Source organism: Bartonella sp. AA16NXGY (assembly GCF_042197325.1).
Lineage (GTDB): Bacteria > Pseudomonadota > Alphaproteobacteria > Rhizobiales > Rhizobiaceae > Bartonella.
Genome location: NZ_JBHIRR010000001.1, coordinates 298,723 through 311,121, shown reverse-complemented (window position 1 = coordinate 311,121; position 12,399 = coordinate 298,723). Strand labels below are relative to the sequence as shown.

9 protein-coding genes are annotated in these 12,399 nt (G+C 35.8%); 3 read left to right on the top strand and 6 right to left on the bottom strand.

Translation table 11 applies throughout. The annotated features are described in order from the left end of the window. Positions 1-80: 80 nt before the first annotated feature. The 4 genes from serS to tatA all read right to left on the bottom strand — a co-directional run bounded on the left by serS (position 81) and on the right by tatA (position 2,961). The gene (gene serS / locus ACFINK_RS01235; protein WP_375638107.1) at positions 81-1,358 is read right to left on the bottom strand and encodes a serine--tRNA ligase; all 1,278 of its coding nucleotides are present in this window, start codon (positions 1,356-1,358) and stop codon (positions 81-83) included. 61 nt (positions 1,359-1,419) lie between these two features. Further along, a complete protein-coding gene (gene tatC, locus ACFINK_RS01230) occupies positions 1,420-2,202 on the bottom strand; it encodes a twin-arginine translocase subunit TatC (RefSeq protein ID WP_375612913.1) in 783 nt (260 codons plus the stop codon). Continuing rightward, positions 2,199-2,603, bottom strand: coding sequence for a twin-arginine translocase TatA/TatE family subunit (locus ACFINK_RS01225; protein WP_375638106.1), 405 nt, complete (start codon positions 2,601-2,603; stop codon positions 2,199-2,201). The genes tatC and ACFINK_RS01225 overlap by 4 nt, the downstream gene beginning before the upstream one ends. Positions 2,604-2,658: 55 nt before the next feature. Beyond that, on the bottom strand, positions 2,659-2,961 hold the full coding sequence (gene tatA / locus ACFINK_RS01220) for a twin-arginine translocase TatA/TatE family subunit (protein ID WP_375612915.1): 303 nt from the start codon (positions 2,959-2,961) through the stop codon (positions 2,659-2,661). A gap of 1,643 nt (positions 2,962-4,604) precedes the next feature. Here tatA and ACFINK_RS01215 point away from each other — a divergent pair. From ACFINK_RS01215 to pgsA, 3 genes are all read left to right on the top strand, one after another. Next, entirely contained in the window at positions 4,605-5,468 is an 864-nt protein-coding gene (locus ACFINK_RS01215; RefSeq protein ID WP_375612916.1) for a 23S rRNA (adenine(2030)-N(6))-methyltransferase RlmJ, read from the top strand. Between the two features lie 399 nt (positions 5,469-5,867). Then, positions 5,868-7,847, top strand: a complete 1,980-nt coding sequence (gene uvrC, locus ACFINK_RS01210) for an excinuclease ABC subunit UvrC (RefSeq protein ID WP_375638105.1) — start codon at positions 5,868-5,870, stop codon at positions 7,845-7,847. Positions 7,848-7,919: 72 nt separating this feature from the next. Further along, positions 7,920-8,501 carry a CDP-diacylglycerol--glycerol-3-phosphate 3-phosphatidyltransferase gene (gene pgsA / locus ACFINK_RS01205; RefSeq protein WP_273723320.1) on the top strand — a complete coding sequence of 194 codons (582 nt, stop codon included), beginning with the start codon at positions 7,920-7,922 and terminating at the stop codon, positions 8,499-8,501. 329 nt (positions 8,502-8,830) lie between these two features. Here pgsA and ndk read toward each other — a convergent pair whose 3' ends face one another. After that, entirely contained in the window at positions 8,831-9,253 is a 423-nt protein-coding gene (gene ndk, locus ACFINK_RS01200) for a nucleoside-diphosphate kinase (RefSeq protein WP_375612918.1), read from the bottom strand. A gap of 267 nt (positions 9,254-9,520) precedes the next feature. Then, a complete protein-coding gene (bafA, locus tag ACFINK_RS01195; RefSeq protein ID WP_375638104.1) occupies positions 9,521-12,130 on the bottom strand; it encodes a BafA family autotransporter in 2,610 nt (869 codons plus the stop codon). Positions 12,131-12,399 lie beyond the last annotated feature (269 nt).

Sequence of the window (12,399 nt, the reverse complement as noted above, 5' to 3'; positions counted from 1 at the left end):
TCTTTTAAAATGGCAAAAACTTGCGTCTGTGTATCATCACCTCTTGGCAATAAACGCATATTGTCTCTCCTTTCGTAAAATTAAGCAGTAATACAGCGCATGCCTCCCATATAAGGTTGTAAAACATCTGGAATAATAATTGATCCATCAGCCTGTTGATAATTTTCAAGTACGGCAATAAGACAACGTCCAACAGCCGTACCAGAACCATTAAGGCTATGAACAAAATGCAATTTTTTATCGCCTTCTTTACGATAGCGCGCATTCATACGGCGACCTTGAAAATCTCCACAAACTGAACAGCTAGAAATTTCACGATAACATTCTTGACCAGGAAGCCAAACCTCGATGTCATAGGTTTTACGCGCTGCAAACCCCATATCACCCGTAGAAAGAACCACTGTGCGAAAAGGCAAACCAAGCCGCTTTAATATATCTTCTGCACATTCCGTCATACGTTCTAATTCAATTAAAGACTGCTCTTCACTGGTAATCGAGACCATTTCAACTTTCCAAAATTGATGCTGACGCAACATACCGCGCGTATCACGACCGGCTGCTCCCGCCTCTGAACGAAAACAGGGAGATAAAGAAGAAAATCGCAGTGGTAAATCTGATATTTCAAGAATTTCATCGTTGACCAAATTGGTTAATGGCACTTCTGCTGTGGAAATAAGCCATCGACCATCTGTTGTACGAAAAAGGTCTTCAGCAAATTTCGGTAATTGTGCTGCTCCGTAAACAATCTCATCACGAACAAGAAGAGGTACTGAGACTTCTGTGTAACCATTCTCATTGACATGCACATCAAGCATAAACTGGCCTAATGCTCGTTCTAGCCGTGCTAATGCCCCTGAAAGTACTGTAAAACGTGTTCCAGACAAACGACTAGCTCGTTCAAAATTCATCTGTTTGAGATCTTGACCAAGATCAAAATGTTCCTTTGGTGTAAAATTAAATGTTGGAGGTGTACCAAAATGTCGAATGACGACATTATCACTTTCATCTTTACCTTCTGGAACATCATCTAATGGAATATTTGGAAGTGCTGAAAGAAGTTTCTCAAGACTCTCCGTCAGCTGTTTTTCTTCCACTGTTGCAGAGGAAAGAAAAGCTTTAATCTCTTCAACTTCAGCCCTAAGACGTTCAGCCATTTGCTGATCCGATACCGCTAAAGCCTGTCCTATTTCCTTTGAAACAGCATTGCGACGTTCCTGCGCCAATTGCACCTTAGCAATATACGACCGACGTGCAAGATCAAGTTGTATTAACCTTTCAGCTTGTGGCTCAAGACCTCTACTTACGAGTGCTTTATCTAATTTCTCAGGATTGTCACGAATCCACTTAATATCAAGCATAAAAATTCCTCATTTATATTGTTTTTATTCATTCCTTATCGCATAAGATTATACACTTTTCTTAAGCGGATTTTCTTCTCTTTTCTATACTGTAAGCAATTAAAATTGAAATCTCGTAAAGTGCTATCGTTGGTAAAGCCACTGCAAACATCGTAAAAAAATCCGACGGCGTTATGATTGCCGCTATGATAAAAGAGAGCAAAATAGCCCATTTTCGTTTAGACGCCAAATCATGAGATGTTACAAATCCAATTTTTGTTAAAAGACTGATGACAAGAGGTAATTGAAAAATCAAACCAAAAATTAGGATAAACGATGTCATAAAGCCCAAATAATCAGAAATACGCACTATAAACTCTATTTTTAAATGAACATCTGGAAGAAATTGTTGAGAAAGGCTAAACCATAGTATTATTGGCGCTAATAGACCATAAACAAACGCTCCCCCAATACAAAATAAAATAGGCCCCCCAATGAGAAATGGTAAAAAAGCCATACGCTCATTTTTATAAAGCCCTGGTGCAATAAAACTATAAAACTGAAAAGCCGTATAGGGAAAAGATAAAATAATTCCCCCAAAAACAGAAAGCTTCATCTTCGTTAAAAAAGTTTCCCATACTTGCGTTGATTGTAAACGAATCCCCTCAGGATTACCCTCTGCTATTTTCATTGCCCACTGATATGGCCATAGTAAAAAATTTAAAATATAATCTTTAACAAGAAAACACATCATAAAAGCGATCATAAATGCAACCAAGGCAGAAATAATTCGCTGACGAAGTTCAATTAAATGTTCTAAAAGTGGAGCCATATTAGCATCAACTTCATCTTTCTTAACATTCATGACATATCTTCTTTATCTTTAGAAGCAATAGATACTGTCGTATCTTTATTGGTTACGTTTTGATCGCATTCCAAAATTTCTTTATCTTTTTTTGATTTATGATGTGTTTCCTTAACATCCCAATTATCGTGGATATCCTCTAATATATTTTGAGTGGGATCAAAAGTTTCTGCCAACTTCTTGCTTGAATCGCTAATATCCGAACATACTTTTTGCAAATTATCGCGCTCGATTTGTTTTATTACATCATCAAACTGATGACGAAGTTCATTTGCTGTTGAATACACATACGCTCTTATCTTTGCTACTGTCTTTAATATTTTAGGTAAATCTTTTGGTCCAACGACAATGATGAGAACAAGTAAGATTACGATAAACTCTGGTCCGTCAATCCCAAACATCTCTTAATTCGACTTTCTCATCAAAAAATATTGCACAATGATGATTGCGTTTTTGTTACTGTTTTTTAGCAACAGATGTTTTGCTTTTTTTAGAAGCAGAAGAAACCTTTCTGCGCGCTGTTGCATGTTTTACCGATAACGGCTGAGATTGTTGAGATTCTACATCAATCATTTGGGAAGTAGGAGCCATTTCAACTTTATCCTCAATGCTATCATCTTCTTCTTTCATATTTTTTTTGAAGGCTTTAATTCCTTTAGCAACATCGCCCATTAATTCAGAAATTTTACCGCGACCGAAAAGCACAAAGATAATCAATAAAATTATAATTAAATGCGTTGGTGAAAAAATATTACCCATTATTCTCTCTAACTTTATGCTTTTAAATTTGATTTCATTTATTCATGCTTCCTCTGAAGGAGGTATCAAATATAATATCTTACTTATATATTTTCTTCTTAACTTAAAAGCAATTACACGCTTTTATTGCAAAAAGAACTTTTTATCCTCTCATCCTTTTTTAGCGTATTATAACACAAACCATTCAAAAATGATAAACCACTTCATACAAAGTTCAAAACACTTAAAAACTTTTCTAAAATAACTTCATCTGATCTCTTAGGTTACTCATCTTCCTGTAAATACTATAGCCAATGTCTTTCCTTTTAAACAATGTTGTACGTATCATTACAAACATTTCCGCCAAATTATCCTTTACTGATAAAAATCATAACATGCTGTAAAACATTTTACGTATTCAATTAAAAAAATCAGAAAGAAAAATCTCTAAAAAACTTTCTTAACACATCATCAGTCTCTTCAAAAACGATCATCTTACGCACAACATTTACTCTTTGCGTTGGGGTGGGAATTTTATCATCCATTATTCCATATACAATACGAAATATGAGCCATCATCGTATTCAATTAAATATCTGTCGTGTAAATAAAACTATTAGCGGAAAGAGTAAAAATGTACTTTATGAACCAACTCAAGTGCCAAGAGGTATGGCAATACTGCTAAAAAATAAAAAAGGTACCAGCTTGTGCCTTTATTCAGTAAAATACCTCCATATAACCAGCTCTCTAAGCCACTGTATGCTCTAACTATTACAAGTCTCCGGATTCTGGGCATGCGTTCTCATAATATCATGTGTTTAACCTATCTCAGTATTGAAAACAGAATGGGCATGAATAGAAAATTACATTCAATCAAAAGCATGGTATAGAAGCATAATCCATATAAAAAGAATTTCTTATCCTAGCCTTTTTTATAAGATTACCTCATAAAGCCGCTCGATAATACAGTGTTAGAGATAGATAAACCTATTTACTTTAGTTTAAAATTCCTCATTTTGATTGAGATAGCTTGCAGAGCACATATCAATTTTCAAAAGTTTTATTTTAGCATCATACACAATAACCTAGCTATTTAGCGTGTATAATGTAAAGCTTTGGCTCCGCTTAAAGCAATGAAATTCATTCACACTTTTACAAAAATCTATCACTATAACACCAGCACTTTATTGCTCTATCCATAATTTTACGCTTGCTAAAAAACTTATAAATGTAACAATGTTTTTATCAAGCATTTGAAATTCTTTAATCTTTAAACAAGCAAATTGATGAATGAATTTGAAAGATACCCTTCAATTTTCAACAAACTTCACTAATATTCTCGTTAATTGAGTGTTTTTTATAGTCTTCCTAGAAGAGTCCGCGATCATAAAAAATTTCTCTTACAACATAAATATCTCTATTGAAATGTTTGATCTCTTCTTGTCTATCTTTCATATAAAAAATTTAAAATTTTAACGATTAATCTCATAATATAAAAATAGCCTTGTGAATAAATGCTCCAATGACATTAATATTTTTTCTGTAGTGTATAATGTGGGAGTGAGGGTATTGTTTGATTTCTACAAGAGTATTTTTATGGATATCAATTCTATTATTCTATGCTAATAATCCGGTACAGTTATACATATGATAGAGTTTACTCCATGAATTATCGGCATATTTATCATGCTGGCAATTTTGCTGATGTTTTTAAACACATTATTGTCACTCGCATTGTAGAATATCTCAAACGCAAAGAAAAAGCTTTTCGCGTTATAGATACGCATGCTGGAATCGGTATTTATGACCTTTCTTCTTTAGAAGCACATAAAACAGGAGAGTGTCGCGAAGGTGTCCAACGACTTTTTTCAACTCCTATCCCAGAAGATTTAAGAACACTCCTTTGTCCATGGTGTGATATCATTGATGCCCTCAATAAAGGGGAAAAAGAAATTGTATTTTATCCTGGATCTCCTGTTCTTATTCGTCAATTATTACGGAAACAAGATCGCCTCACCGCAATAGAATTGCACAATGAAGATTATCATATTTTAGCAAAAAACTTTGCAGGAGATTATCAAACAAAAGTTCTGCATTTAGATGGTTGGCTTTCCTTAAATGCTCATGTACCACCAAAAGAAAAACGTGGGTTTATCCTTGTTGACCCTCCCTTTGAAAAAACTGGAGAGTTTTCCCGCCTTATTGATGGATTAACGAAAGCCTATCGTCGCTTTTCTGGAGGAATCTACGCTTTATGGTATCCTGTTAAATATGACAAAGAAATTGAAAGTTTTCTTCACGCGCTTTATCAAACCGGAATTCCTAAGATTCTACAGCTTGAAATGCGTATCCGAAAAAGTTCAAGTCCACCGACAATGAATGGAAGTGGTATGATTATTATTAACCCTCCCTACCTTTTGGAAGAAGAAATGAAAAAACTCAGCCCCTTTCTTATCAACCGTCTGGGACAAGATGAAAATGCCCAAATAACGCATAAGTGGCTTCAAAAAGAACATCTGTTATGTTAGATCTTTCTCTGATATTTTTTCTAAATCAAATATCATGTTGTAAAATACAAAGGCATTAAATGATAAAGTTCTTTGATTCTTTGGATAATACCAACATATTATAATGGTAAGCTAATAACGATCAGCGTGAATTAATTTTTTTCCTTTTAGAAAGTCTATCCTCTTAATCATCATGGATTTCTTATTTCAATCATTTTAATGGATAAATTGGGCAAATTCATAAAGCTGTCTTAGAATAACAACTCTCATATTTTTTATGAAAGATCGGCTCTCTAAAATCATACTCTTATGTTATAAGATATTATTTATAGAAAAAAATTATAAAGACATAAATAATCATTATTTAATAAAAAAGAATATTTCATATATTAAACAAACAACATATTCGTAACAAACGGAATGGTCCTGAAAAATAATACAAATTGTCCGCAAAATGAACGGGAAAAACTTTCTTTTCTCTCTAATGTTACATGGCATAATGCCAATCAAAGCAATGAGAAAAATCAGTTCCAAGGTATCAAATTCATACAAGAGTTTGTTAGACACCTTCCGCATAAGCCAGGGGTTTACCGGATGATTGGTGAAAATGGTGATATTCTTTATGTTGGCAAAGCCCGTAATCTCAAAAAACGTGTTTCAAACTATACACGTGAACAAGGACACAATAATCGTATTACCCGCATGATTCGTGCAACATATCATATGGAATTTATCGTCACCCATACAGAAACAGAAGCACTCCTTTTAGAAGCCAATCTCATCAAAAGATTGCATCCACATTTTAATGTACTCCTGCGTGATGATAAAAGTTTCCCTTATATTATGATTACAGATGATCATCGAGTGCCTGCACTTTACAAACATCGTGGTGCTCGAACACGAAAAGCTCACTATTTTGGTCCTTTTGCTTCTGCTGGTGCAGTGACACAAACAGTTCATGTTTTACAACGCGCCTTTTTATTACGAACCTGTACTGATTCAGTTTTTGAAAACCGTACACGCCCCTGTTTGCTTTATCAAATTAAGCGATGTTCTGCACCTTGTACTCATGAAATTAGTGACAGTGATTATAAAGAACTGGTGAAAGGAGCAAAAGCGTTCCTTTCGGGAAAAGATCAATCTATTAAAAGCGATATGGTTCAAGCTATGCATAAAGCCGCAGAAAATCTTGATTTTGAACAAGCAGCTTCCTATCGTGACCGCTTATCAGCCCTTTCTCACATACAAAGCCATCAAGGTATTAATCCTCAAACGATAAAAGAAGCGGATGTATTTGCAATTGCGCAAAAAGAAGGAATGACCTGTATTCAAGTGTTCTTTTTTCGCATGGGGCAAAATTGGGGAAACCGTGCCTATTTTCCTAAAGCAGATCCCTCTTTTTCCCGCACTGAAATTTTAGCGAGTTTTCTTGCCCAATTTTACGATGATAAACCACTTCCCAAAAGCATCCTTTTATCTGAAGAAATTGAAGAAAAGGCACTTCTTACAGAAGCATTTAGTCTCAAAGCAAACCACAAAGTATCCCTCTCTTTACCTAAACAAGGTGAACGGAAAACTCTTGTTAATCGTGCCTATCTCAATGCTCATGAAGCACTTGAACATAAGCTTTCTGAAACAGCCACCCATACAAAATTGCTTCAAGGTCTTGCTAAAACATTCCAACTACCTTTTCCTCCACACCGGATAGAAGTCTATGACAATTCTCATATCATGGGAACAAATGCTGTAGGGGCTATGATTGTTGCTGGTCAAATGGGATTTATTAAAAATCAATATCGAAAATTCAACATTCGCTCAACAGATATCACGCCTGGCGATGATTTTGGCATGATGAAAGAAGTGATTAAACGAAGATTTTCACGCCTTATCAAAGAGCATGATCTGCCAAATAGAAGTCATAACATAAAAGATGATGATCTTTTTCCCATTTGGCCTGACCTTATCTTAATCGATGGTGGTGAAGGACAAATCAACAGCGTACATGCAATACTTGCTGAATTACAATTAAATGATCTCTTCACAGTTGTTGGAATCGCCAAAGGTGTTGACCGTCATGCGGGACGTGAACGATTTTTTATAAAAGGTATTCCCCCCTTTACACTTCCTCCACGTGATCCTATCCTCTATTTTTTGCAACGTCTGCGTGATGAAGCACACCGTTTTGCGATTGGAACTCATAGGATAAAACGAAAAAAAGCAACATTCAAAAACCCACTTGATGAAATCGAAAATATCGGTCCGACAAGAAAGCGTGCATTGCTTCATCATTTTGGAAGTGCCAAAGCTGTTGCTAGTGCCTCATTTGAAGATTTAAAAAAAGTTACGGGAATCTCTATGACAATTGCACAAAAAATTTATAACCATTTTCATGAAAAATAGGCTTGTTTCATAACCTTCGCCTTGTTACGTTTAGGAAATATATTCTCTTTCACAAGAATTAAAAATGGCTCCATGAAAAATCATACTTTTTCTTTTCCAAATATTTTAACTTATGCACGAATTGTTGCAGTCCCAATGGTTGTTGCATGCTTTTTTTTAGAAGGGCGACTACAATCAAGTGATATCACTCGCTGGATTGCTGTTTCTATTTTTATCGTTGCATCCATTACTGACTTTCTTGACGGTTACCTTGCTCGTATTTGGGAACAAACATCCAATATTGGTCGCATGTTAGATCCAATTGCCGATAAACTTCTCGTCTCTGCTTGTTTGCTCTTGCTTGCCGCAGACAGTACCATCGCTGGGTGGACTCTATGGGCAGCTATTATCATTCTTTGCAGAGAAATTCTTGTATCAGGATTACGTGAATATTTGGCGGAGTTAAAAGTTAGTGTTCCTGTCTCTCGTCTTGCAAAATGGAAAACTTTTGTACAGATGATCGCTATTGTATTTCTTTTAGCTGGACCAGCCGGTAATAAAATTTTCCCTTACACAGTAGAGTTTGGCATTACTATGCTGTGGATTTCTGCCCTCCTTACATTGTGGACAGGGTGGGATTATTTTCGTGCAGGTTTAAAACACGTTATCCTATGAATAGTATGGAATTTTATAATGATGATTTATCTTTTTGTACTTAAATAAGAGATGAGAATAGCATAAGATTGATTTATTTTTATTAATGATAGATCAATAAAATGCTTTTTTGCACATTACAAATAAGGGAGACGTGTAGATAAAAGCTATTCAAAAAAGAGTAAATAGCCTTTATATTTTCGTAAAAGCAGCTGCAATATTAAAAGCTAAAAAAACGATTAATGCTCCATATGCTTTCAAAAAAATCTATAATCTCATAAGCAAAAAACCGAAATATAGTGTTTCGGATTTTTGCTTCTTATATACGCTTTATTATTATAAACGCTTTATTAACCAACAATTTCTACCTCAGGAAACCAAAAGGCGATTTCTGTTTTTGCCGTTTCAGCACTATCGGATCCATGGACAGAATTTTCGCCAATCGATAAAGCATGAACCTTACGAATTGTCCCTTCTTCTGCATCACTAGGATTCGTAGCCCCCATTACTTCACGGTTTTTAGCTATTGCATTTTCACCTTCCAAAACTTGTACAACGGTTGGACCAGAAGACATGAATTCAACCAATTCACTAAAAAAAGGACGTTCTTTATGAACAGCATAAAATTTTTCAGCCTCACGTTTGCTCATCCAGACACGTTTAGACGCAATAACACGTAGCTCCGCATCCTCAAGCATTTTAGTAATTGCGCCAGTCAAATTACGACGGGTTGCGTCTGGTTTAATCATCGAAAAAGTACGCTCTAAAGCCATTTAACCACCTTTATTTCATTTATAATATTCTCTAGCCATTTCTATAGCGAGCAAGGAGCCCTTTGCCAAGTGACTCTGCAAAAATCTATACAAATTCTCAAAAATATAGAATGAATTATAAAGAAGACTTTAATAAAAACACCTGCAATTGCTCATCCCATCATAAAGATGCGCTACCGCTCCTTAGCAAATGTTGAACTTCTTTTATATTCCTCAACGCTTTCCATCAAAATTATCATTGAGATCAATTAAAAAATAACCATATCGTTAGAAACGATAGCGTACACCTAAAATACCCTGAAAGGACTGTTTTGTTTTACGCCCTTTAATATAATGGGCCTCACCATATAACTTTAACTTCTCACTCACTAAACTGCTTAAACCTATTCCTAATTTACCTGCATTCCCCGACAAGTCAGTGGTAAATGGATGGCGTTGATTAATTAACGTTTGATTGTCATCTTTATTCTCACGCAACCATGCTGCTGTAATATACGCAAGCGATGAGGAATCCATGTGAGAACCAAATTCATATCCTAAAGATAAGCCAACCTCACTGCGTAATGAAGTGAATGGACGCATGTCACCTGTCATGTCATTCGATAACTTGATTTCTTTACCCTCAACTTGTAACCATGTAAATTGTCCATAAGGCTGTAACCAACTGTTCTTTGACGTCTTAAGTCGATAACCAGCTTCAAAGGAAGTTCCCAATGCCCTTTGAGTATATGTTCCTTCAATCTCTAAACCATTCGTTGAAACGGCTTTTAGAGTATTTTGATAATGATTGTATTTTAAAATACCATCGAGATACCATCCACTATGATCAAAATAAGTGACATAAGCACCAATACCATAAGTATTGATTCCACTGTTACCCCCCCGTGCATGCGCAACACGGGCACGATCATAACTGCTAAAACCACCTATATAAAACTCTCCATTTTCCCACTCGCTTAAACCATTGATCCCCAAAACGATACCGGTCTGATCCAGTTTAAAATCTATATGCTCTGTCGCAATGCTCTCTTTAGATTTAATCGCATAGGTCCATAAAGCTGCATTCTTTTTACTTTTATCTAGAATTCCTCTTCCCGCACGTACAGTTTGCATTTCATTGTGAAAAACCATCGCTGGAGCCGCAGACATAGACAATACCGCATCTGTAGAGGGAGTAGTCAAAAAGTGAGAAACTGAAAGTTTCTCACTCAATTGTGGAAAAGGGTGTTCTTTATGAACTGGACGCAAAGTCATTTGATCGGCTAAAGATTGAGAAGAGGTTGAAACAGCAGTTTGTTGTTTTTCATCAGAAAAAGGATGAAGACCTGATAGAGGAAACGCTACAAGAGTCTGATTTTCTTGAGAGGGAGATACAGAAACACTAGAGACATTCTGTGCCCCTCTTAAATGACGTGGAGGACGTTGCTTGGGCATCTCTTTTTTAGTAGGTGAACGAAGACTGGTGTTTTTCTCTCCAGAAGAGGCGGCTTGATCAGACTGTGTACCACTCCTTCCAGATAATGGAAGAGGAGTCTTCGCTTTCTTATTCACACACTGTACCTCAGTATCCGAACGTCCCATATCTTCAGAAGCTCTAGATAAATACCAAATTGTAGAATGACCACTAGAATCAGCACATCTTTCTCTCTTCAGCAAGCGATACTGATAGGTTCCACCATCAACAGCTGTAATGTCCGTCCCCGAAAGGTCTGCCAGAGTAAAATTAGCACCTCCCTCTTGGCTTTTATCGGTAATTAAATTGACTCCGCTAACTAAACCATTCCTTTGTAGGAGAGAATCTGTAATTTCCCGACCAGAATCTGTAACACTTACTTTGTGGTTACCGGCACCATTATCGATCAACAAATAATCGCTATTATAATCTCCCATAGCATTTATATTAAAACGAAAATGTAAATCCCCTGAAAGTTTCTCAACATGAAGCGAAATATGTCGTGGATCATACGGAATAGAAGTAAAAGTAACAGTCCCTCCATTACCACCTAAATCTTTAATTTTAATCTGAGGTTTATGCTGGGTATCCCGTTCACCAATCTCAAATATTATTTCATCAGGTTTTATTATTTCATCAGTTTTTCTTTCTATAGGAATGCTTTTCTTGGTGATATGGTTTGTTGAATCACCTGCAAACAAATAAAGTTCTCCATGATGATTAACCCTTACTTCCCCAACGACTTCTTTTACACCAACATGTAGCCACGATTTGGCAAAATCCGTAATTGTTAAAGTATCTACAAATCCTATAGGATATACAACTTGAGTAGCTCGATCCTTCAAAGTAGTTTTCACCGATTCTCCTAACGCTAAGACATGCTGTCTCCCATTCCCAGAGACCTCAGCATACATTGATTTTCCCCCCTCTTTTCTTTGTCCTGCATAAAGATTTTGTTCTCCGTTATCTCCCACTTTCGTATACCAAGTCTCTGCCCCATCATACACATTCTGCTGCCCTATTGCTCCATCTCCACCAGTAACTGTGGAATTATATGCACTACTTCGTCTAACCACGAGTGTAAGATCAATATTTGGCTCTTCATGAATAAACTGCTGACCTCCCAAAATTTTGGCGCTCATTGCAATTCCTGCTCGTGTAACTATTTGCATCCCTCCTTTTTTAATAGTGGACCCCACGGAAGTTTTTCCATTCTCAACAAGCTCTACATCACCATATTCAATCGTAATATTATTTTTGAAAAAACTAGCAATCAGTTCTAAATTTTTTTCTTCCTCTTCTCTATTTCCCACATCTGTTGCTCTTGTTAGCACTCTATTCCTACTCTCAACTACACTTGCAGATTGCAAAAGACAACTACTGATCATCAATACTGAAAAACTTAATTTGTATTTATACCGCATTATCCACACTCCACTCTCAATTATTTAGAAAAATACCCCGCGACTACATAGATAGCTCATTTTAGATTGTATCATAATGTGTTTTATTTATGTCTAAATACAATTTTTTAGTGTATTTTTTTAATTTAAACAACTTAAAGTTGTTTATCTATAAACCACTAAAAAACTCTAACTTAAGGCAGAAAAATTGAATAAAATTCAAAATGTTCACTTAAGTTAAAGGAATAATTTGCATATCTGGAATTATAGATGAAAAAAATGCTCGTGCC

What these genes read in the sequence shown, in the direction of transcription:
- serS (WP_375638107.1), bottom strand. Translation starts at nt 1,358, where the DNA reads ATGCTTGATATTAAGTGGATTCGTGACAATCCTGAGAAATTAGATAAA.
- tatC (WP_375612913.1), bottom strand. Translation starts at nt 2,202, where the DNA reads ATGAATGTTAAGAAAGATGAAGTTGATGCTAATATGGCTCCACTTTTA.
- ACFINK_RS01225 (WP_375638106.1), bottom strand. Translation starts at nt 2,603, where the DNA reads ATGTTTGGGATTGACGGACCAGAGTTTATCGTAATCTTACTTGTTCTC.
- tatA (WP_375612915.1), bottom strand. Translation starts at nt 2,961, where the DNA reads ATGGGTAATATTTTTTCACCAACGCATTTAATTATAATTTTATTGATT.
- ACFINK_RS01215 (WP_375612916.1), top strand. Translation starts at nt 4,605, where the DNA reads ATGAATTATCGGCATATTTATCATGCTGGCAATTTTGCTGATGTTTTT.
- uvrC (WP_375638105.1), top strand. Translation starts at nt 5,868, where the DNA reads ATGGTCCTGAAAAATAATACAAATTGTCCGCAAAATGAACGGGAAAAA.
- pgsA (WP_273723320.1), top strand. Translation starts at nt 7,920, where the DNA reads ATGAAAAATCATACTTTTTCTTTTCCAAATATTTTAACTTATGCACGA.
- ndk (WP_375612918.1), bottom strand. Translation starts at nt 9,253, where the DNA reads ATGGCTTTAGAGCGTACTTTTTCGATGATTAAACCAGACGCAACCCGT.
- bafA (WP_375638104.1), bottom strand. Translation starts at nt 12,130, where the DNA reads ATGCGGTATAAATACAAATTAAGTTTTTCAGTATTGATGATCAGTAGT.